At 58.9% G+C, this 17,972-nt stretch carries 27 protein-coding genes and 1 tRNA gene; 12 read left to right on the top strand and 16 right to left on the bottom strand.

What is annotated here, in order from left to right; translation table 11 throughout:
- Nucleotides 1-29: 29 nt before the first annotated feature.
- Entirely contained in the window at nucleotides 30-1,043 is a 1,014-nt protein-coding gene (locus tag FHP24_RS18775; protein WP_394344645.1) for a copper chaperone PCu(A)C, read from the top strand.
- Between the two features lie 60 nt (nucleotides 1,044-1,103).
- On the opposite strand, the gene FHP24_RS18770 is transcribed toward FHP24_RS18775, so the two are convergent.
- Nucleotides 1,104-1,382: a hypothetical protein gene (locus FHP24_RS18770; protein ID WP_139677766.1), complete on the bottom strand. Its 279-nt coding sequence runs from the start codon at nucleotides 1,380-1,382 to the stop codon at nucleotides 1,104-1,106.
- 114 nt (nucleotides 1,383-1,496) lie between these two features.
- Here FHP24_RS18770 and crcB point away from each other — a divergent pair, with 114 nt between their 5' ends.
- From crcB to FHP24_RS18740, 6 genes are all read left to right on the top strand, one after another.
- Nucleotides 1,497-1,874, top strand: a complete 378-nt coding sequence (gene crcB, locus FHP24_RS18765; protein ID WP_139677765.1) for a fluoride efflux transporter CrcB — start codon at nucleotides 1,497-1,499, stop codon at nucleotides 1,872-1,874.
- A 36-nt stretch (nucleotides 1,875-1,910) separates the two neighbouring features.
- Nucleotides 1,911-2,900: an RluA family pseudouridine synthase gene (locus FHP24_RS18760; protein ID WP_139677764.1), complete on the top strand. Its 990-nt coding sequence runs from the start codon at nucleotides 1,911-1,913 to the stop codon at nucleotides 2,898-2,900.
- Nucleotides 2,897-3,544, top strand: coding sequence for an HAD-IA family hydrolase (locus FHP24_RS18755; RefSeq protein WP_139677763.1), 648 nt, complete (start codon nucleotides 2,897-2,899; stop codon nucleotides 3,542-3,544). Before FHP24_RS18760 ends, FHP24_RS18755 begins: the two co-directional genes overlap by 4 nt.
- Before the next feature lie 11 nt (nucleotides 3,545-3,555).
- Nucleotides 3,556-4,347 (top strand): ATP12 family chaperone protein, encoded by a 792-nt coding sequence (locus FHP24_RS18750; RefSeq protein ID WP_139677762.1) that lies wholly within the window; start codon nucleotides 3,556-3,558, stop codon nucleotides 4,345-4,347.
- Nucleotides 4,348-4,401: 54 nt separating this feature from the next.
- Nucleotides 4,402-4,902, top strand: a complete 501-nt coding sequence (locus FHP24_RS18745) for a hypothetical protein (protein ID WP_139677761.1) — start codon at nucleotides 4,402-4,404, stop codon at nucleotides 4,900-4,902.
- Between the two features lie 116 nt (nucleotides 4,903-5,018).
- Nucleotides 5,019-5,411: a DoxX family protein gene (locus tag FHP24_RS18740; RefSeq protein WP_139677760.1), complete on the top strand. Its 393-nt coding sequence runs from the start codon at nucleotides 5,019-5,021 to the stop codon at nucleotides 5,409-5,411.
- A gap of 53 nt (nucleotides 5,412-5,464) precedes the next feature.
- Here the strand turns inward: FHP24_RS18740 and fghA are convergent, their stop codons facing one another.
- The 11 genes from fghA to FHP24_RS18685 form a co-directional block, all read right to left on the bottom strand.
- Entirely contained in the window at nucleotides 5,465-6,298 is an 834-nt protein-coding gene (gene fghA / locus FHP24_RS18735) for an S-formylglutathione hydrolase (protein WP_139677759.1), read from the bottom strand.
- A 34-nt stretch (nucleotides 6,299-6,332) separates the two neighbouring features.
- Complete coding sequence (locus tag FHP24_RS18730; protein WP_139677758.1) at nucleotides 6,333-7,004, bottom strand: DUF1345 domain-containing protein; 672 nt, start codon at nucleotides 7,002-7,004, stop codon at nucleotides 6,333-6,335.
- A 21-nt stretch (nucleotides 7,005-7,025) separates the two neighbouring features.
- On the bottom strand, nucleotides 7,026-7,472 hold the full coding sequence (locus tag FHP24_RS18725; protein WP_139677757.1) for a YaiI/YqxD family protein: 447 nt from the start codon (nucleotides 7,470-7,472) through the stop codon (nucleotides 7,026-7,028).
- Nucleotides 7,473-7,523: 51 nt separating this feature from the next.
- A complete protein-coding gene (locus tag FHP24_RS18720; RefSeq protein WP_139677756.1) occupies nucleotides 7,524-7,712 on the bottom strand; it encodes a YegP family protein in 189 nt (62 codons plus the stop codon).
- A gap of 235 nt (nucleotides 7,713-7,947) precedes the next feature.
- The gene (locus FHP24_RS29435) at nucleotides 7,948-8,106 is read right to left on the bottom strand and encodes a type II toxin-antitoxin system RelE/ParE family toxin (RefSeq protein WP_139677755.1); all 159 of its coding nucleotides are present in this window, start codon (nucleotides 8,104-8,106) and stop codon (nucleotides 7,948-7,950) included.
- Nucleotides 8,107-8,113: 7 nt separating this feature from the next.
- On the bottom strand, nucleotides 8,114-8,359 hold the full coding sequence (locus FHP24_RS18710) for a type II toxin-antitoxin system ParD family antitoxin (protein WP_139677754.1): 246 nt from the start codon (nucleotides 8,357-8,359) through the stop codon (nucleotides 8,114-8,116).
- Nucleotides 8,360-8,434: 75 nt separating this feature from the next.
- On the bottom strand, nucleotides 8,435-8,899 hold the full coding sequence (locus tag FHP24_RS18705; protein WP_246091835.1) for a GNAT family N-acetyltransferase: 465 nt from the start codon (nucleotides 8,897-8,899) through the stop codon (nucleotides 8,435-8,437).
- Nucleotides 8,896-10,023, bottom strand: a complete 1,128-nt coding sequence (locus FHP24_RS18700) for an S-(hydroxymethyl)glutathione dehydrogenase/class III alcohol dehydrogenase (protein ID WP_139677753.1) — start codon at nucleotides 10,021-10,023, stop codon at nucleotides 8,896-8,898. The genes FHP24_RS18705 and FHP24_RS18700 overlap by 4 nt, the downstream gene beginning before the upstream one ends.
- Before the next feature lie 143 nt (nucleotides 10,024-10,166).
- Complete coding sequence (locus tag FHP24_RS18695; protein WP_139677752.1) at nucleotides 10,167-10,784, bottom strand: GNAT family N-acetyltransferase; 618 nt, start codon at nucleotides 10,782-10,784, stop codon at nucleotides 10,167-10,169.
- A 58-nt stretch (nucleotides 10,785-10,842) separates the two neighbouring features.
- The gene (locus FHP24_RS18690; RefSeq protein WP_139677751.1) at nucleotides 10,843-11,553 is read right to left on the bottom strand and encodes a hypothetical protein; all 711 of its coding nucleotides are present in this window, start codon (nucleotides 11,551-11,553) and stop codon (nucleotides 10,843-10,845) included.
- 84 nt (nucleotides 11,554-11,637) lie between these two features.
- On the bottom strand, nucleotides 11,638-12,570 hold the full coding sequence (locus FHP24_RS18685; RefSeq protein ID WP_180356053.1) for a DMT family transporter: 933 nt from the start codon (nucleotides 12,568-12,570) through the stop codon (nucleotides 11,638-11,640).
- A 143-nt stretch (nucleotides 12,571-12,713) separates the two neighbouring features.
- On the opposite strand from FHP24_RS18685, the gene FHP24_RS18680 reads away from it, so the two are divergent.
- The gene (locus FHP24_RS18680) at nucleotides 12,714-13,013 is read left to right on the top strand and encodes a hypothetical protein (protein ID WP_139677750.1); all 300 of its coding nucleotides are present in this window, start codon (nucleotides 12,714-12,716) and stop codon (nucleotides 13,011-13,013) included.
- A gap of 125 nt (nucleotides 13,014-13,138) precedes the next feature.
- Here the strand turns inward: FHP24_RS18680 and FHP24_RS18675 are convergent.
- Nucleotides 13,139-13,223, bottom strand: a tRNA-Leu gene (locus tag FHP24_RS18675).
- 197 nt (nucleotides 13,224-13,420) lie between these two features.
- Between FHP24_RS18675 and lipB the strand changes: the two genes are divergently transcribed.
- Both lipB and FHP24_RS18665 read left to right on the top strand, forming a co-directional pair.
- Nucleotides 13,421-14,143 carry a lipoyl(octanoyl) transferase LipB gene (gene lipB / locus FHP24_RS18670; protein WP_139677749.1) on the top strand — a complete coding sequence of 241 codons (723 nt, stop codon included), beginning with the start codon at nucleotides 13,421-13,423 and terminating at the stop codon, nucleotides 14,141-14,143.
- Nucleotides 14,144-14,146: 3 nt separating this feature from the next.
- The gene (locus FHP24_RS18665; RefSeq protein WP_139677748.1) at nucleotides 14,147-14,569 is read left to right on the top strand and encodes an OsmC family protein; all 423 of its coding nucleotides are present in this window, start codon (nucleotides 14,147-14,149) and stop codon (nucleotides 14,567-14,569) included.
- Between the two features lie 5 nt (nucleotides 14,570-14,574).
- On the opposite strand, the gene FHP24_RS18660 is transcribed toward FHP24_RS18665, so the two are convergent.
- From FHP24_RS18660 to FHP24_RS18650, 3 genes are all read right to left on the bottom strand, one after another.
- Complete coding sequence (locus FHP24_RS18660; protein WP_139677747.1) at nucleotides 14,575-15,072, bottom strand: BON domain-containing protein; 498 nt, start codon at nucleotides 15,070-15,072, stop codon at nucleotides 14,575-14,577.
- A gap of 52 nt (nucleotides 15,073-15,124) precedes the next feature.
- On the bottom strand, nucleotides 15,125-15,376 hold the full coding sequence (locus FHP24_RS18655; RefSeq protein ID WP_180356052.1) for a BON domain-containing protein: 252 nt from the start codon (nucleotides 15,374-15,376) through the stop codon (nucleotides 15,125-15,127).
- Between the two features lie 65 nt (nucleotides 15,377-15,441).
- Nucleotides 15,442-15,933 carry a peptide deformylase gene (locus tag FHP24_RS18650; RefSeq protein WP_139677745.1) on the bottom strand — a complete coding sequence of 164 codons (492 nt, stop codon included), beginning with the start codon at nucleotides 15,931-15,933 and terminating at the stop codon, nucleotides 15,442-15,444.
- 176 nt (nucleotides 15,934-16,109) lie between these two features.
- Between FHP24_RS18650 and mgtE the strand changes: the two genes are divergently transcribed.
- Both mgtE and FHP24_RS18640 read left to right on the top strand, forming a co-directional pair.
- Nucleotides 16,110-17,525 carry a magnesium transporter gene (gene mgtE / locus FHP24_RS18645; protein ID WP_139677744.1) on the top strand — a complete coding sequence of 472 codons (1,416 nt, stop codon included), beginning with the start codon at nucleotides 16,110-16,112 and terminating at the stop codon, nucleotides 17,523-17,525.
- Nucleotides 17,526-17,585: 60 nt separating this feature from the next.
- On the top strand, nucleotides 17,586-17,972 hold the full coding sequence (locus FHP24_RS18640) for a MerR family transcriptional regulator (RefSeq protein WP_139677743.1): 387 nt from the start codon (nucleotides 17,586-17,588) through the stop codon (nucleotides 17,970-17,972).

Genomic DNA, 17,972 nt, shown 5'->3' with positions numbered 1-17,972 from the left:
CGGGCGAATGGCCATGGTGCCATCACCGAGTGGAGACAAGAATGAGAATCACGAAATTGGGCGCGGTTGCAGCAGTATGTGTCACCGTCGGCTGGCAGCAGGCCGAGGCGCATGTATCCTTCGCGACCTCGAATGTCGTCGCCGAAACGACGACCATCATCTCACTGCAGGTGCCGCATGGATGCGACGGGCAGTCGACCAACGAAGTGCGCGTGTCGCTGCCTGAAGGGTTTGTTTTTGCGAAACCGCAGCCGAAGGCAGGCTGGCAGCTCGAGATCATCAAGGGCGATTACGCCAAGGCCTATGACGACCATGGTACCAAGGTAACCTCCGGTCCGGTTGAAATCCGCTGGAAAGGTGGTGATCTTCCCGATGCCTTTTACGGCACGTTCAATGTTCAGGGCAAAGTCTCGGGCGTCGAGCCCGGCCAGCGGCTTGCTTTTGCGACGGTTCAGGTCTGCGGTGACAAGACCGCATCATGGACGGACGTGGCCAGGGACGGCGTCGAGCCGCATTCGCTGAAAAACCCGGCGCCGACATTGCTGGTGACGGCCGGCGAGTCGAGCGGGCAGGGTGGTCACGATCATGCCGCGATGCATATGGGCGGAGGTGAAAACGGCGCGGCCAAGCCTGACCAGACGGAGGCATTCAAGGTCGGTGATCTGACAGTGACGGGCGCTTACGCCAAAGCCATGCTGCCGGGGCAGCCCGTCGGTGGCGGGTATCTCGTCATCAGTAACGCAGGTGCTGCCGGCGATCGGCTGGTTTTGGCAACGTCCCCTGCTGCCGGTGCGGTGGAAATTCACGAGATGGCGATGCAGGGCGAGACGATGAAGATGCGCAAGCTCGGCGACGGTATTGCCATTCCGGCGGGCGAAACCGTGGAACTGAAGCCCGGTGGCCTGCATCTTATGTTCACGAAGGTGAAAACGCCGTTCAAACAGGGAGACAGCGTTCCTCTCACGCTCACCTTCGAGAAGGCCGGAAACGTCGATATCCGCCTGCCCGTCAATTCGATGGCGCCAGCCGGCCAGCACGAATAGCTCTTAGGGAATAAACGCGGGCATGCTTTGCCGCGTGCCTGCTCTTCTTTGAGACCGTGGTCAGTCCTCGAAGTCGCGGTAAGCTGCCTCGACCTGCCGCAACGTATAGTGCTGCTGAGGTTGTTTGCCGGTCGTCAGCACATCGATGGCGACCTTGATTGCAGGGATCATGGCATCGACGGCTTCGGGATCGCCGACGTTTTCGCGGGCTTTTGCATTCCTGTCGGCATCTGCCTTGACATCGGCCACCTGGTCCTTCACGGAAACCCGGCGTGGCGTGCGGAGCGCCTCGATGTTCAAAGCGGCCGTATTTGCAGAAATGGTCACGATCTGGGTCATTTGTCTCACCTTCGATCTTCCACCTTTACGAGAATGGGTGTTTTTCGATGCTTAAACGGAACCACTGCTTTTTAACGATGTGGGCTTTTGGTTACGCAGTCAAGGGTTGAAGTCATGACGAACATTCTGCTCGCCGCACTCGGTGGCGCCATCGGCTCCGTGCTCCGTTATCTGGTGGGCGTCTTTACGGTTCGCTGGTTCGGGCCAGCCTTCCCCTGGGGCACGCTGACCGTGAACGTCGTCGGTTCCTTCATCATCGGTTTGTCCGTGGAAATGATCGCGCGCCGTTTCAATGCGTCGACCGAGCTGCGCGTCTTCATCGTTACCGGCATCATCGGCGGCTTCACCACCTGGTCGTCGTTTTCGCTCGATACGATGGTGCTGTTCGAACGCGGTGCCACGGCCGCTGCTGCAGCCTATGTGATCGGCAGCCTTGTCATCTCGTTTGCCGCCGTGTTTGCCGGGCTGGCGCTCGGGCGGGCAATGCTCTAAAGAGCGGCCCTCAAGAAGATATAAGAAAGAGCGTTGATGGCAGGCATCGAGCATATCCGTGTCGAGGCGGACGAGGCAGGCATGCGCCTCGACCGCTGGTTCAAGATCCACTATCCGGGACTTGGCTTCGGCCCATTGCAGAAATTACTGCGTTCTGGACAGGTGCGTGTCGATGGCGGACGGGTGAAATCCGACAGCCGTGTCGAGCCCGGCCAGACCGTACGCGTGCCGCCTATCGATACGGATGCCAAGAAAGGCCCGATCGCCGGCAAGGATCTGAAGCATGCCGGCGATTACGAGCTGCTGCAGCGCATGGTCCTGCATGAGGACGACAAGGTTATCGTTCTGAACAAGCCAGCGGGTCTCGCCGTGCAGGGCGGCTCCGGCGTCACACGCCATATCGATCAGATGCTCGAAGCGTGGATCAGCCCTAAGGGTGAGAAGCCGCGTCTCGTCCATCGTCTCGACCGCGATACGTCCGGGGTGCTGGTCATTGCCCGTACCCGTGGTGCCGCACAGAAGCTGACGGCCGCGTTTCGCGAACGCGACACCAAGAAGACCTACTGGTCGCTGGTGAAGGGCGTGCCGCGCAAGCGCGAGGACAAGCTTTCCTCTTGGCTGGTCAAGGAGCAGACACCGGATGGTGACAGGATGCGGATCGCCAGGCATGGCGAAGAGGGCGCCGATCACGCGATCTCCTATTACCGCGTGCTCGAAACCGCGGCGCAGACGATGGCATGGCTGGAGATGGAGCCTTATACGGGCCGTACTCACCAGCTGCGCGTTCACGCGCTTTCCATCGGGCATCCGATCATCGGCGATCCGAAATATCAGGATGACGATATCAATTGGCCGTTCCCCGGCGGTATCCAGAAGAAGCTGCATCTGCATGCCCGTCATATCGACATCCCGCATCCGAACGGGGGGCGCCTGAAGGTGACCGCGCCTTTGCCGCCGCATATGGTGCAGACCTGGAACCTGCTTGGGTTTGATATGGAAAACGGTGCAAGGGACGACGACGAATGAAACTGGTTCTGTTCGATTGCGACGGCACGCTGGTCGATAGCGCAGCCCTGATCCACGAAACCATGCGCCGGACGTTTCTGCATTTCGGCAAACCTGAGCCGACATTCGACGATACCAAGGCGATCATCGGGTTGACGCTCGACATCGCGATCGCCCGGATGCAGGGCAAACAACATGCGGATCAGGAGGCTGTCGAGATGATGGCCTATTACAAGTCGCTGTTTTCCACTGTCCGTACCGATATGGATTATCGCGAGCCGCTGTTTCCCGGCATTTTCGACCTGATGGAGACACTGGAGAAGCGTGAAGAGATCATTCTCGGCGCAGTGACCGGAAAGTCGCGTCGTGGGCTGGATTCCGTCAGGGAAACGCACGGTTTCAGGTTCGTGGCTTCCCGCACGGCCGACGATTGCCCGTCAAAGCCGCATCCGGCCATGGTGACGGAATGCTGCGACGAGACGAGCATGCGGCCTGCCGACACACTTGTGATCGGTGATGCGATCTACGATATGCAGATGGCCAAGGCTGCCGGTGCAACGGCGATCGGCGTTTCCTGGGGTTACGCCTCGGTTGAAGAACTGAGGCAGGCCGGTGCCGACGTGATCGTCGATCACCCGAGCGAGATACTGGCCCATATCGGCTGAGGAATTTAGACATGCGCGAACTTTTCCCCGATCCTTCCGAGGCGATGAGCCATCCGGACCCGACACGGCGGGCGCAGATCCAGATGCAGAAGCCGCTGCCCAAGCGCTTCTACAAAGAGGTCTCAATCGTCGAAGACGAGGGCGGACATGCGGTCCATCTCGACGGTCGCCCGGTCAAGACGCCGGCGAAAGCAGCGCTTGCCGTGCCGACTGTGCGGGCTGCCGAGCTGCTGAGGGACGAATGGGCCAATCAGGTCGAGGTCATCGACCCGCGCACCATGCCGGTAACCCGGCTGATCAATACCGCCATCGACGGTGTCGCTGTCGAATCGCAGGCCGTGTTCGAGGATATCCTGCGGTTCTCGTCCAGCGACATGCTCTGCTACCGCGCGGAAAACCCTGAAAATCTGGTTCTTCGCCAGCAAAACCAGTGGGATCCTGTTCTGGACTGGGTCGCCGATCGGCACGGCGCGCGTTTCGAGCTGATCGAAGGCGTGATGCCGAAGGAACAACCCCGTGAAGCCACGGCGGCATTTTCCTCGGCGCTCAGAAAATACGAAATGCCGATCGAACTGGCCGTTCTCCACACCGTGACCACGCTGACGGGTTCGGCAATTCTGGCGCTTGCTTTTGCCGAAGGCCATCTTTCGGCTGAGGATGTCTGGGGAATTGCGCATCTCGAAGAAGACTGGACAGCTGAGCATTGGGGCGAGGATGCGGAAGCGCAAAACCGTCGCGAGAAACGCCATGCGGAATTCCAGGCTGCAGTTGCGGTTTTCGAGGCGCTGAAGCCTTCGGTTTAATGCTTCGATAACCCTAAACAGGGAACATGCAGGCTCATTGTCCTTGGTGCCTGCATGTCTCTCCGTCCGTTCCGTATCGCCATCCTGCCGCTGACCATGCTGATGCTGACAGGCTTCCGCATGCCGGTGAATGGCGACGTGTCGGAGCACATGCTCTACGACATAAGGGGTGCTTTCGTGACGGCGCAACCCGATGTCTCGCGTGATCTCATCACACGCACCGATCTGCTGATCGATACCGCGATCCAGGCGACCACGCGTTCGATCATTCTGCCGCGGACGATCCTGACGGTCAGGATCGGCGAGGCGCGACCATCGCCCGTTCTGTTCGGTTATCGATATTCTGCAAGGGTGACGGTCAAGGCGGTTTCCGTTACATCAGGAGAGCCGGTGGCAGAGGGATCGTTCGAAGCGACCTCGTTTGCTTTCGCCGAGCAGGGAGCTGCCGATTCGCTCGCCGAAAAGATTGCCAGCCAGATTGCTTCGGAATTTCGCCTGACCAATCCGCATAGAGCGACCACGATCACCGCATATGCCGAGAGCGTCAGACGCTGAAAAGTCTCTACGATCGCCTGATTCCTGCAATTTTCGTGTAATGCCATAGAATTGACTTTTGGCAGTACGAGATCCCCACTATCGCTGCCGTGCAACGCTTTTATGGGAATACACCTATGGCACTTTTCGATCGTCTGGCAGCTTACCGGGACTATGGCCTGGCTGCCTTAAGAATCATGACCGGTCTGCTCTTTCTCGAGCACGGCACGATGAAGCTTTTTTCTTTCCCGGCGGCTCAGGGCGGTGACCACCTGTCGCCGCTGTTGCTGACCGCAGCGCTGCTGGAGTTCGTCGGCGGAATACTGATCACGATCGGTTTCCTCACCCGACCGGTGGCGTTCATCCTCTCCGGCCAGATGGCGGTCGCCTATTTCATGGCGCATGCGTCCAAGGGTTTTTGGCCGGCACTGAACAATGGCGAAGCCGCCATCCTGTTCTCTTTCGTCTTCATCTATCTTTTCTTTGCGGGCGCAGGCGCGTTCTCGGTCGATAACCGCAAGAAGATCTGAAAATCGCAAATAGCTTGAAGCCGGCGGGTCGCCGGCTTCATCCATCTTTCAGATCAACCAAGCCGCTCGCCATGCCAGCGGAGGTGATCGTCCATGAAGGTGGAGATGAAGTAATAGGAATGGTCGTAACGCTCATGCATTCTGAGCGTCAGGCCGATATCGGTACCCTTTACCGCTTCCTCGAACAGCCATGGGCGCAGACCGGTTTCCAGAAAACCGTCGGCCTTGCCCTGATCGATCAGAAATTCCGGAAAGCGTGCGCCATCCTTTACCAGTGCGCACGCATCATACTGGCGCCAGGCGGCCTTGTCGGCGCCGAGATATTTTTCAAGTGCAGGTTCTGACCAGTCGGCGGTCGATGGCTCGACGATCGGTGCAAAAGCGGAGCAGCTCTTGAAACGGTCCGGGTTCTTCAGAGCAATGGTCATGGCACCATGGCCGCCCATCGAATGGCCGAAAATCCCCTGCCTGCCCATATCGACGCGGAACTGTTCGCTGACAAGCGCGGGCAGTTCTTCGGTGATGTAGGTGTACATCTGGTAGTTCTCGGCCCAGGGTTTTTCGGTGGCGTCGAGATAAAAGCCTGCACCCTTGCCCATCTGCCAGTTGGTCAGTTCGTCCGGCACGTCGTTGCCACGCGGGCTCGTATCCGGGCAGACGATGATGAGGCCGAGTTCCGCAGCAAGCCGGCGATATTCGCCTTTTTCCATGACATTCGCATGCGTGCATGTGAGGCCCGAAAGGTACCAGAGAACAGGGCGGGGTTCCTGGATTGCCTGGGGCGGCACGAAGACGGCGAAGGTCATCTCACCTTTGCAGGCGTCCGAGTCGTGGGCGAAAACACCCTGCATCCCACCGAAGGCAGTGTTCTGTGAAATGATCTTCATGGGGTGGTCCTTTCGGGATCGAGGCTTAAAGGCTTCAGGTCGCCAGCGAGACGATGGCGTTGACCGCAGCGGCTACCAGTACGGTGTTGAAAAAGAAAGACACGACCGAATGCAGCAGATTGATTTTGCGCATGTCGGTGGAGGTGATCGCGACATCCGAGGTCTGCGCCGTCATGCCGATGACGTAACCGAAATAGAGAAAGTCCCAGGCACCCGGCCGATCCGTCTGGGGAAAATCCAGCCCGCCGACCGATATGCCATCATCCTTGTCGCCGGGGCGCCAGTAGAGATGGGCGTAATGCAGCGAGAACATCGTGTGGATCGAAAACCATCCAAGAATGACGGCGGCAAAACCGACCGCCACATCCAGCAGACCCGACGGCTGTTTCTGATTCAGCGCTTCGAACAGGGTGACGAGTGCCGCGACCGCTGCAAGCAAGGTGACCGCCAGAATGATCGGCGCAGGCTCATCGGTGTTCTGGCCGCTCGCTTCCAGCTTGTCGGCATCGAGATGGCGAATGCGCAAGCCGATCATGGCAAGATAGATGACGAAGAAGACGATTGCCGTCAGAGCTGCGGCGACTTCTGGTAATACGACGATCAGAACGGGCAGGGTAACGATCGACGCAATTGCCGCTGCAAAGAAGGGGCCATGGCGGTGATGACGCCAATGCCGTTTTCGGTCGCCGCCGTCAGTCCTTGCCATATTTCGATTGATCCATATCGCTCAGCCGGTCGATTTTGCCCTGCGGCAAAGCCGGTCGAGAGTTTCCAGAAATGCCGAGCGATCCCTCGGCGAGAAGGCGGCATTATATCCCTTGCTTTCGCCCGTCTCGCGCAGATGAGCGCCAAGATCACGCATCGCGGTCGCCATGCCGATATTGGTCTTGTCGAACAGGCGGCCGGTCGGACCCGTGACGAACGCGCCTGCCGCCACGCAGCGCCCCGCAAGCGGCACGTCGGCGGTTACGACGATATCGCCGGTCGTGGCGCGCTCGGCGATCCAGTCATCCGCGGCGTCGAAGGCACCGGAAACGATGATATTCTTGACCATCGGATCACGGGAAGGGCGCAGGCCGGAATTGGCAACAAACGTCACCTCAAGGCCGTGGCGTTCCGCGACCTTGAGGATTTCCGGCTTTACCGGGCAGGCATCGGCATCGACATAAATCAACGGTATTCGCTTTCTTGCTTGTTCCAACGAGCAGGAAGGCGAATTAGCACATTAAACCGTTGCAGTCGTCTGATCGTCGATATTTGCAGCGGGTGCGTTTTTCTTGATGGATTCGATCGCCGCCAGCGCGGATGCCTTGGCCGAATAACCTTCCGACGAAAACATGTTCTGGCCATTGGAGGCCTTGAACCGGAAACGGTATTCGCCTGCCTTATCCTTGTAGACTTCGAATTTGTACATGCTGACTTCCTCTCTCTCTACTTCCCGGTTCGGATGATAGATTGGGCAAAGGGAAATGCAAGGTAAGGCTTTTTAGGATTCCTTGCTTTATGCGTCAGTCGTCAAAATACCGATGATAATCTCTGGCCGCGTGAAGAAGGCGTATCAGTTCGATACCGGCACCATCTGGCAACGGCGTATAGATGATGAGATAGTTCCGATAACTGAAGATGCGCGTCGTCGGATATTTTGGAAATCACTTCGCTCCGAGTGAAGGATTGTCCGCCAGCATCATATATCGCTTCTCCAGTGCGAATATGAATCTGTCAGCATTCACCTCACTGTCTCTGGCGATAAAAAGCCAGGTATCGCGCAGATCCCGGATGAATTGAGGTCGGCGAAGAATAGTGCCCACTTACAGCCTACCGGTTTTGGCGAAAATCGGCGACCAATTCCTCGGCGGTCTCCATCGGCATGGCGTCCCCGCTGATCAGGCCAATGTCGATTTCAGCCTCCAGATCGGTCAGAAATTTGGCTGCTTGAGCTTCACGTTCTTCCACCAGCCGCAGCCCGGCAGCGACGATTTCGTTTGCGCCGCCGTACCGTCCCGTAAGAACGAGCCGGTCGATAAGTTCCTGCTGTTTCTTGTTCAATGAGACGGCAGACATCTATAGATGCTCCAGTGTTAGCGTATTCGATTCTATCAATCTTGTGGCGCCAAAGCCAGAGATGCCGTTCTGCGGCTAATTCGAAATCGGCCGCACCATATCCACGTGCGGAATGTCGTCCTCGAGATATTCTTCCGACGTTCGCTCAAACCCGAGCGAGCCATAGAATTTCTGCAGATGAGCCTGGGCGGAAATCTCGATCGCCTCGCCGGGATAGGCTTTCTCGCACTCGGTAATCGCCTCGCGCATCAGCGCTTCGCCAAGATGTTTTCCGCGGTGGTTCGGCGAGACTGCCACGCGGCCGATGCGGGGCAGGTGATCCGGCGTCGGGCGCCAGAGGCGGGCACAGGCGAGCAGGTCGTCGCCGTCCAGCAACCGAAGATGCAGGCAGTCGGGGTCATTGCCGTCGAGTTCCGGGTACGGGCACTCCTGCTCGACGACGAAAACGTCGACCCGCATTTTCAACATCGCATAAAGGTCGAGTGCGGAGAACTCTTCGAGTCTCCGCACGTCGACGATGTAGGTTGGAACGGTGGTCAATAGACCACCACGCCGCGGATGCTTTCGCCCGAATGCATCAGCTCAAAACCCTTGTTGATGTCGTCGAGCGGCATGGTGTGGGTGATCATCGGGTCGATCTGGATCTTGCCCTCCATGTACCAGTCGACGATCTTCGGCACGTCGGTACGCCCGCGGGCGCCGCCGAAGGCCGTGCCCATCCAGTTGCGGCCGGTGACCAGCTGGAACGGACGCGTCGAGATTTCCTGGCCGGCACCGGCAACGCCGATGATCACCGACTTGCCCCAGCCGCGATGCGAGGATTCCAGCGCCTGGCGCATGACCTTGGTGTTGCCGGTGCAGTCGAACGTGTAATCCGCACCGCCGATCAGGTCGCCATGGCGCTTGGTCATGTTGACCAGATAGGGAACGATATCGTCGCCGACTTCCTTCGGATTGACGAAGTGAGTCATGCCGAACTTTTCGCCCCATTCCTTGCGGTCATTGTTGATATCGACGCCGATGATCATGTCGGCACCGGCAAGGCGCAGGCCCTGCAGCACGTTGAGGCCGATACCGCCGAGGCCGAAAACGATCGCAGTCGAGCCGATCTCTACCTTGGCGGTGTTGATCACCGCACCGATGCCTGTCGTCACGCCACAGCCGATATAGCAGATCTTGTCGAACGGCGCGTCCGGATTGACCTTGGCCACCGCGATCTCCGGCAGGACCGTGAAGTTGGCGAAGGTCGAGCAGCCCATGTAATGGTGGATCTTGTCCTTGCCGATCGAGAAGCGCGACGTGCCGTCGGGCATGACGCCCTGGCCCTGCGTTGCTCGGATCGAGGTGCAGAGATTGGTCTTGCGGCTGGTGCAGGAATAGCACTCGCGGCATTCCGGCGTGTAGAGCGGAATGACGTGATCGCCCTTCTTCACCGACGTGACGCCGGGGCCGACATCGACGACGATGCCCGCACCCTCATGGCCGAGGATCGCCGGGAACAGGCCTTCCGGATCGGCGCCCGAGAGGGTGAAGTCGTCGGTATGGCAAATGCCGGTCGCCTTGACCTCGATCAGCACCTCGCCGGCACGCGGGCCGTCGAGCTGGACCGTCATCACTTCCAGCGGTTTTCCTGCCTGAACGGCTACAGCGGCGCGGACATCCATCGTGTCTCTCCTTGGATTGGCAATTCGAAAAGTGTTGTTACTGAATTAGAATCTGCGCGGACTTTTGCACGCTCGGGCGATCCGGCTCAAGCCGGAACCCGATGCGGCATGCCGCAAAACGACAGATGCCGATCACGCTTCGATCAGCGGGGTTCTATGATCGGAACATGCGGTGCGAGATCGCGCGACATGCGGCCATCGATCCGGGGATCGTCGCAGATTTCGACCATGAAGGAATAGGGCCTGAAACCGGAGCGCTGATAAAAGGCGAGCGCTGCCGGATGATCGAAATTGCAGGTATGCACCCAGAACCGGCTGATCGGCCTCGACCAGGCATTCTCGATCGCGGCATTCATCACGACACGCCCAGAGCCGTTGCCGATCGCTTCCGAGACGACGCCGAAAAAGGCGATCTCGCATTCGCCCTCTTCGCGGAAATCGAGTTCCAGAAGCCCTAGCCGGCGTTCGCCGTCAGTCAGCACATAGACCTCGATCAGCGGATCGGTCAGAATCGCTTCCAGCTCGGCATCCGGCATCACAAGCCGCGAGATCCACAGCCATTCTTCACCGACCCGTCGGTACAGATCGCGATAGTCCTCCACCGAAGGCGCTGCCCAGCGTTCGACCCGCAGGCCGCTTGCCGGAGGCAAGGGCCGGGCGGCCGGGCGCTCGAACATTTCGAGGCAGGTGACCATGTTGGCGAGCTTTCCCGCGGGAACGGGAGAGTAACCGAACGGGAGCGTGGGATTTGACGTTTGCATGCGCTCTTGGACTGTTTTGGCCCGCTCATGTCAACCGTTTGCGGATAAAATTACCCGCTCAGGCCACACGCTCGTCCCACGTCACGGCACTATTGCCGGTCAGCAGCCATGGGTGAGAGCGAAGGTTTTCGCCATGACGCTCCTGGCCCGCAACATTGTCCATAACCTCCTGCCAGCCCGGATGGTTATCCCGATGCCGTACGACATCGTCTATCATCGCGAGGCTGGAGGCTTCCAGCGCCGAAATGAAGAGACGGCCACTATCAATCCGGCATCTGAGCAGCCGCCAGATATAGGCCATGTCATCGGCGGTGATACCCGCATGGCGAGGTGCCGGGATGCCATACGACGTTTCCAGTGGGTCCATAAGCCTGTGGCGCAACTGGTCGAGCGCGAAGGCAAGCAGGATGTCCGGGCAACTGTCGGCGCGTTCTATCGCATGCAGAAGGGTTTCCAGCTGCAGCGGATGCTCGACACGGCCGTCGAGTGCCAGCGCGCGGATCAGCCACGCGGATTTCGCAGCGTCCAACCGGCCTTTGGGTGCCGCTGTATCGACGATGAATGCGGTCATCTGCTCGACGAAATAGGCCGGCCATTCTTCACAATGGGCCGGACACATGTCGTTCAAAGCCAGAAGAAGCAGCGCGTCGTCGTAACCACGGATTCCGTTCGTAAAGGCGTATTTTCGCAGAATCAACAGGTCGTGCCTGTCTATGCGGCCCTTTCCGGCGATAATACATGCCGGAAAAGAAAAGCGGGTACCGCTCATCTCTTTCTCCGTTTCATCATGAAACTGATATTGCTCTTAATTTGGAGAAGTTGAGAGGCCGACAATAAGGGCGGTTAACGAAGACTAGCCAAGCGGCGGTTCGGCCGAAATCTGTTTCACCCTGGCACGTTCGCGCCAGATGATGAACAGGCCGGAGGCGACGATGATGGCGATCCCGAGCCATTTCGATGCCGTGGGGAAGTCGGCAAACAGGAGATAACCCAGCACCGTCGCCGAAATAATCTCGAAATACTGGAAGGGCGCGAGCAACGACAAAGGCGCCATGCGAAAGGCGCGGACCACCAGCAGGTGCACGTATCCGGACAGGCTGCCGAGGATGATCAGCAAAACCAGTCCAAGGCCGGATGAGGGCAGCGAGGCCTCGAACTCCACCGGATAGATGAAGTGCCCGGCAAACAGCCCTGCCGTCATGAACAGGGTTCCGCCGACACCGGCGACGAACTGCATCGTCAGCGGCGAATCGGCATCGCCGATCGCGCGGTTGAGGAACAGGTAGAGCGTGTAGAGAAAGGCGCACAGGACCGGCAGCAGCGCCGTCCAGCCGAAGATTTCGTAACTCGGCTGGATGACGATCATCGCGCCGCCGAAACCGATGGCAATGGCGAGCCACCGTCGCCAACCGACCTTTTCGCCGAGAAACAGCGCCGACATCATCGTCAGCATGAAGGGCTCGACGAAATAGATGGCGAAGACATCGGCGAGCGGCATGTATTTGACCGCCATGAAGAACATCAGGCTGGCGGCGGCATGCAGCGCGCCGCGCAACAGGTTCATCCAGGGGCGCTTGCCTCCACGGATCGCGCCGGGAACGAAAAAGGCGATCGGCAGCAGCGCCAGAAACTGGAAGAAGAACCGATAAAAGGTTACCTGACCCGGCGACATGGTCTCGAAGGTCGCCATGTATTTGGCGATCGCGTCCATCATCGGCAGGACGACCATGCAGGCCGCCATGATCGCCATGCCCTTGATCGGATTTTGCGGGGAAGAATCGGACATGGGCAACACTCTTATGGGGCTGCAGTGTTCAACCATAGCCGCAAGTGGGGTTCAAGCCTGAGACGAGGGCGTGATTGCGCGTGTGCCTACTGGCACAGCGTATCCGGCGTCCCTATCTGCCTGTCTGAACCCAGGAGATGTCGTTGTCGGAATTCATCAGCTATCTGTTCGCCATCTTTGTCGTGACGCCGCTTCAGGCTGAACTTTCGGAGCGCCTGCAAGGCGTGCCCTCGCAGGAACTTGTCGAAGCCGGCAAGGCGTGTATCTCGGTCGAAGGGCCAGGGCTGCTCCGATATGCTCAGGACAACTGGGGATGGGCTGCAGCTAATGCAATCGGTGTCAGCGCCGGTCTGGTCGATCCCATCACGCTGCTTCCTCAGGGCAACGAGAACTGTCGTCTGGTTATCCAGTCGCTGGCCGTCGAAGGGTCGCGTAACGCCTGAAATCGATTGCTGCTGTCGCAAATCGACTTGCCGATCCAGATGCCCTGCGATGAATTTCCATACGGGCATTGCGGCAAGTAAGCTATTGCCAGAAAACAAAAAACCCGGCCGAAGCCGGGTTCTTTTGGTGCGGTCGAGAAGACTCGAACTTCCACGGGTTGCCCCACAGCGACCTCAACGCTGCGCGTCTACCAATTCCGCCACGACCGCATCGTGGTAGAGCCGAATTGCTCCGGCGACGCAGCATCTAGCAAATGGATTCTGGCTGCACAAGTGCGTCGTGACAGTTTTTTGAAGGATAAATTCGAAGTCCACAGGCCGGCCTGTGGACAGTTTCCCTAAAGCCCTTGTTTTGCGGGCCGGACAGGCGCCTTGCAAACCACCAATCTTCTTGTCAGAAGGCTGTCATGCAGACACGAACCGATCTTGACCACCTGATGTTCCCTGCGGCGGACTGTGCGCCGGTGCGCTGGCGCATCTGCGACTGTCCCGTGCCCTATGAAGAGGCGCTGGCGACCATGGAGCGCGAGGTCTCCGCAATTGCCGACGGCAAGGCGGATGAACTCGTCTGGCTGCTCGAGCACCCGCCGCTCTACACGGCCGGCACAAGCGCCAATGCTGCGGACCTGATAGAGCCCGACCGTTTCCCGGTCCACGACACCGGCCGCGGCGGCGAATATACGTATCACGGCCCCGGACAAAGGGTCGCTTATGTGATGCTCGACCTGAAACGACGCCGCCAGGACGTGCGGGCCTATGTCGCTGCACTGGAGCAACTGGTCATCCAGACGCTTGAACTGATGAATGTTCGCGGAGAGCGCCGCGAAGACCGAGTCGGCGTCTGGGTTCAGAGGCCGGAAAAGCCAAGGTTGCCGGATGGAAGCATGGCGGAAGACAAGATCGCGGCCTTCGGCATTCGCCTGCGCCGCTGGGTGAGCTTTCACGGGCTGTCGTTAAATGTCGATCCCGACCTCTCGCATTTTTCAGGCATCGTTCCTTGCGGCGTCACGTCCTACGGGGTGACGAGCCTCGTGGATCTCGGAATGCTCGTGATGATGGAGGATGTCGATATCCGGCTGCGTCAGGCCTTCGAAGAAATTTTCGGGCCGACGGTGATCGAGAAGGCGTAGTCAATGGTTGATCTGAAGATAAAGAAGCGCCCGATCGGAGCCGTCGCTGAGGTTGCGCGAAATGGTCACCCAGAGGTGACAAGCCGGACAGGCGGTCGCATCGGTGTCGTCACCGGCGCATCGGAAGAGGGTTTCAATCCGCTCGACCTGATGTTCGCCTCGCTTTCGGCCTGCCTTGTTCTCTCCGCCCGAATCGCTGCCAGCAAGCTTGCTCTTCTAGACCGTTTCGATGGCGCATCGGCTGAAGTGACAGGTGAAAAGTCTGCAGAGGAGCCCTATCGGGTCGAACGTTTTATCGTGAAGATCAGGATCGATGGCAATCTTTCGGAAGGCGAGCGTCATCAGATCGTTCATATGGCCGAGGAAATCTGCACCGTCAGCAATACGCTGAAGACGCCCCCGGCCATTTCTCTTTCCATCGGTTGACCGGCTCAGTCACTGTCCGGAATGCGGCTGTCTACGCCGGCGAGGCGCAGGTGATTGGTGATGCGGCCGACGCCCGTGACCGTCTGCGTCGCGGTGATGATCCGGTGTGAAGTCGTTGCATCGTCCACCTGACCTTCGATCGTGACGTTGTTGCGGTCAACATGGATGTCGATCAGGTCCATGTCGACGATCCCGAGCCCGTCGATTGCATCAGTGATGCGTTCCTCAAGATCGTCCGAGTCTTCGAGGCCGACCGTGCCGGGGCGCAGACTGTCGCGCTGTGGTGGTTCAAGGCCGTCGAAACCCGCTTCGTCGACGAGAAAGCCCGGATTGCGATCCGTTTCGGTATTCGGGTTCGAGTTACCATATTCGGCATTGTCGACGGGGCCGGAGGCTTCGCCCGGCTTGTCCGCATAAGGCCAGCCGTCATCAATGTTTCGATCGTCGTAATCGCGAAAGTCCTCTTCGCGCGAAATGTCGTCGATATCCTTTTTCGGTGACATCAAGGCCTCCTTGGCTTTGTTGCGTCAGTGTCGGGGACCTTGGTGGTCGCGCTCAGTTCTGCGTGTTGTTTTTGTTGCCGGTCAGGGTCAGATGGTTTTCCACGTCGTGGACGCCGTCCATGGTTTCCGTTGCCAAAATGACTTTGCGTGCGGACATGATGTTGTCCACCGCGCCCTCCAGCACGACCTTGCTGCCTTCGACATGAGCTTCTATTGCAGAAGCGTCGACATCCGGCAGCGATGCGAGGCGTGCCGCCACTTCGCTACCAAGGTCTTTGCCATCGATCTTGGATATTTCCGTCATGGTCTTTCTCCTCGTTGAACCATGAGCGTATAACGCGCCAGAACCTGCTCGGTTCTCCCGAAAACTCATTTTTCCTTCTGCCACCGGCGCGCGAGCCGTTCGCGCTTCAACCGCGACAGGCGGCGAAGCCAGAAAATGCCGTCCAGCTGATCGATTTCGTGCTGGATGCAGACAGCATGGAAATCCTGCGCATCCTCCTCGATCACTGTGCCTTGCAAATCCTGATATCGCACCCGAACACTCCGCGGACGCTCGACCTCGTCGGTTGCTCCGGGCATGGAAACGCTGCCTTCCGTGTGACGAATCGTTTCTTCACTCGCCGACAGGATTTCCGCATTGACGTAATAAAGCGGCCCCTGTGCAGCCGAGAGTTCCAGCACGAAAAGGCGCTGGAAGATGCCGATATGGGCGGCGGTTATGCCGACGCCGGGGGCGGCGCGCATCGTTTCGAGCAGGTCCTGTGCCAGCACTGCCAGTTGGTCGTCGAATCGAGTGACCGGCGCACAAGGCTTCGAAAGGCCCGGATCGGGATAGTTCAGAATGGTGCGGATGGTCATGGCGGTTCTCTTTCTGCGGCGTGGCGGCAGATATGCCACCCCTGACGAAATACGAGCCGAAAGCCGCATTGCGGCTGTCGATAAAATTGCTTCAGTCTTTCATGCTATCTGATTGTTGACTATATGTTTTCGGTCGCTGTCATGGCAGCGGCAATCGTGCAAGGCGAGGGCGGTTGATGAGTGATAACCAGAACGACACCCTCATCGACCGGAAAGTCGGCGGCGAAGGGCACGACATCTATTCCGAAAGCGGATCGATCCGGTCGGACTTCCTGGCACGCGTCGGTGCGGCCATTGCCGATCGTGACGTACTCTTCCTTCGCCAGAACGTTGCGAAGCTGCACGAATCCGAACTCGGCGACCTGCTCGAATCTATCCTTCCCGATCAGCGCCATGCGCTGGTCAAACTGCTCGGCAAGGATTTCGACCTCACGGCCCTTACCGAAGTCGACGAAGCCATCCGTATGGAGATCGTCGACCAGATGCCGAACGCGCAGATCGCGGCGGCGATCGGTGACCTCGATTCGGACGATGCCGTCTACATTCTGGAAGATCTCGATCATCAGGACCGGGAAGAAATTCTGGCGCAGCTGCCGTTTACCGAGCGGGTGCGTCTCCGGCGGGCTCTGGATTATCCGGAAAGCTCCGCCGGCCGGCGCATGCAGACGGAATTCGTCGCCGTGCCGCCATTCTGGACGGTCGGGCAGACGATCGACTACCTGCGTGACGAGGAGAACCTGCCAGAGAGCTTTTCGCAGATTTTTGTTATCGACCCGACGTTCCGGCTGCTCGGCATCATCGATCTCGACCGGATACTGCGGACCAAGCGGCAGGTTCGGATCGAAACGATCATGCGCGACACGAGCCATCCGATCCCGGCCGACATGGACCAGGAAGAGGCTGCCCAGATCTTCGAGCAGTACGACCTTCTGTCCGCCGCCGTCGTCGACGACAATGGTCGCCTCGTCGGCGTCTTGACCATCGACGACGTGGTCGACGTGATCCAGGAAGAGGCGGAAGAGGATTTTCGTCGTCTTTCCGGTGTCGGTGACGAAGAACTGTCCGATACAGTCAAGGATACGTCGCGGTCGCGCGTGCCATGGCTGATGGTCAATCTCGTCACCGCTTTCCTGTCGGCATCTGTCATCGGGCTGTTCGAGGCGACGATCGAGGAGATCGTGGCGCTCGCCATCCTCATGCCTATCGTGGCCGGCATGGGCGGCAATGCCGGCTCGCAGACGATGACGGTGACGGTGCGGGCGCTTGCCACCCGCGACCTCGACATCCACAATTCATGGCGCGTCGTGCGCCGCGAGGCCGGTGTCGGCCTGATCAACGGTGCACTGTTCGGAACCGTCGTCGGGTCGGTGGCGGGCTGGTGGTTTGCGGATTACCACCTTGGAATGGTGATCGCCTCGGCGATGATCATCAACATGTTCGCAGCCGCCATGGCCGGCATGATGATCCCGATCCTGCTTAACAAGGCGGGAACCGATCCCGCCGTGTCGTCGGCCGTGTTCGTCACCGCCATCACGGATATGACCGGGTTCATGAGTTTCCTCGGTCTTGCGACCCTGTGGCTGCTGAAATAGGCGCGGTTTGACTGTTACGTAAAAGTCAATTATTTTCGCGAACCACAGCAGGGAACCGACGTGGACAAATATTATAGCATTACCGAGCTGACCCGCGAATTCGGCGTTTCGACACGCACGCTTCGATTCTATGAGGACGAAGGTCTGCTTCATCCCGAACGGCGCGGACGGACACGTCTGTTCCGGGCCACGGACCGACGCCTTCTTCAGGAGATTCTTCGCGGCCGCCGCATCGGTTTCACGATCTCCGAAATCCGCGAGATCATCCATGTCTATCGCGAGCCGCCCGGTGAAATGGGGCAGCTCAAGCTGCTGATGAAACGCGTCGACGAGAAGCGCGACGAGCTTCGCCAGAAGCGCAAGGATATCGACGAAACGCTTGCAGAACTCGACAATGTCGAAGAGGCCTGCCTTACACGCCTGGCGGAAATCGGCGTCGGTACCTGA

Source organism: Aliirhizobium smilacinae (genome assembly GCF_006335145.1).
Taxonomy (GTDB): domain Bacteria; phylum Pseudomonadota; class Alphaproteobacteria; order Rhizobiales; family Rhizobiaceae; genus Neorhizobium; species Neorhizobium smilacinae.
Note: the sequence above shows the minus strand (reverse complement) of the source record. Positions and strands in the feature narration are given on the sequence as shown.

Excerpts from the sequence above, each read along its gene's own strand:
- FHP24_RS18770 (WP_139677766.1), bottom strand. The coding sequence starts at position 1,382 with ATGACCCAGATCGTGACCATTTCTGCAAATACGGCCGCTTTGAACATC.
- crcB (WP_139677765.1), top strand. The coding sequence starts at position 1,497 with ATGACGAACATTCTGCTCGCCGCACTCGGTGGCGCCATCGGCTCCGTG.
- FHP24_RS18760 (WP_139677764.1), top strand. The coding sequence starts at position 1,911 with ATGGCAGGCATCGAGCATATCCGTGTCGAGGCGGACGAGGCAGGCATG.
- FHP24_RS18755 (WP_139677763.1), top strand. The coding sequence starts at position 2,897 with ATGAAACTGGTTCTGTTCGATTGCGACGGCACGCTGGTCGATAGCGCA.
- FHP24_RS18750 (WP_139677762.1), top strand. The coding sequence starts at position 3,556 with ATGCGCGAACTTTTCCCCGATCCTTCCGAGGCGATGAGCCATCCGGAC.
- FHP24_RS18745 (WP_139677761.1), top strand. The coding sequence starts at position 4,402 with ATGTCTCTCCGTCCGTTCCGTATCGCCATCCTGCCGCTGACCATGCTG.
- FHP24_RS18740 (WP_139677760.1), top strand. The coding sequence starts at position 5,019 with ATGGCACTTTTCGATCGTCTGGCAGCTTACCGGGACTATGGCCTGGCT.
- fghA (WP_139677759.1), bottom strand. The coding sequence starts at position 6,298 with ATGAAGATCATTTCACAGAACACTGCCTTCGGTGGGATGCAGGGTGTT.
- FHP24_RS18730 (WP_139677758.1), bottom strand. The coding sequence starts at position 7,004 with ATGGCAAGGACTGACGGCGGCGACCGAAAACGGCATTGGCGTCATCAC.
- FHP24_RS18720 (WP_139677756.1), bottom strand. The coding sequence starts at position 7,712 with ATGTACAAATTCGAAGTCTACAAGGATAAGGCAGGCGAATACCGTTTC.
- FHP24_RS18710 (WP_139677754.1), bottom strand. The coding sequence starts at position 8,359 with ATGTCTGCCGTCTCATTGAACAAGAAACAGCAGGAACTTATCGACCGG.
- FHP24_RS18700 (WP_139677753.1), bottom strand. The coding sequence starts at position 10,023 with ATGGATGTCCGCGCCGCTGTAGCCGTTCAGGCAGGAAAACCGCTGGAA.
- FHP24_RS18695 (WP_139677752.1), bottom strand. The coding sequence starts at position 10,784 with ATGCAAACGTCAAATCCCACGCTCCCGTTCGGTTACTCTCCCGTTCCC.
- FHP24_RS18690 (WP_139677751.1), bottom strand. The coding sequence starts at position 11,553 with ATGAGCGGTACCCGCTTTTCTTTTCCGGCATGTATTATCGCCGGAAAG.
- FHP24_RS18685 (WP_180356053.1), bottom strand. The coding sequence starts at position 12,570 with ATGTCCGATTCTTCCCCGCAAAATCCGATCAAGGGCATGGCGATCATG.
- lipB (WP_139677749.1), top strand. The coding sequence starts at position 13,421 with ATGCAGACACGAACCGATCTTGACCACCTGATGTTCCCTGCGGCGGAC.
- FHP24_RS18665 (WP_139677748.1), top strand. The coding sequence starts at position 14,147 with ATGGTTGATCTGAAGATAAAGAAGCGCCCGATCGGAGCCGTCGCTGAG.
- FHP24_RS18660 (WP_139677747.1), bottom strand. The coding sequence starts at position 15,072 with ATGTCACCGAAAAAGGATATCGACGACATTTCGCGCGAAGAGGACTTT.
- FHP24_RS18655 (WP_180356052.1), bottom strand. The coding sequence starts at position 15,376 with ATGACGGAAATATCCAAGATCGATGGCAAAGACCTTGGTAGCGAAGTG.
- FHP24_RS18650 (WP_139677745.1), bottom strand. The coding sequence starts at position 15,933 with ATGACCATCCGCACCATTCTGAACTATCCCGATCCGGGCCTTTCGAAG.
- mgtE (WP_139677744.1), top strand. The coding sequence starts at position 16,110 with ATGAGTGATAACCAGAACGACACCCTCATCGACCGGAAAGTCGGCGGC.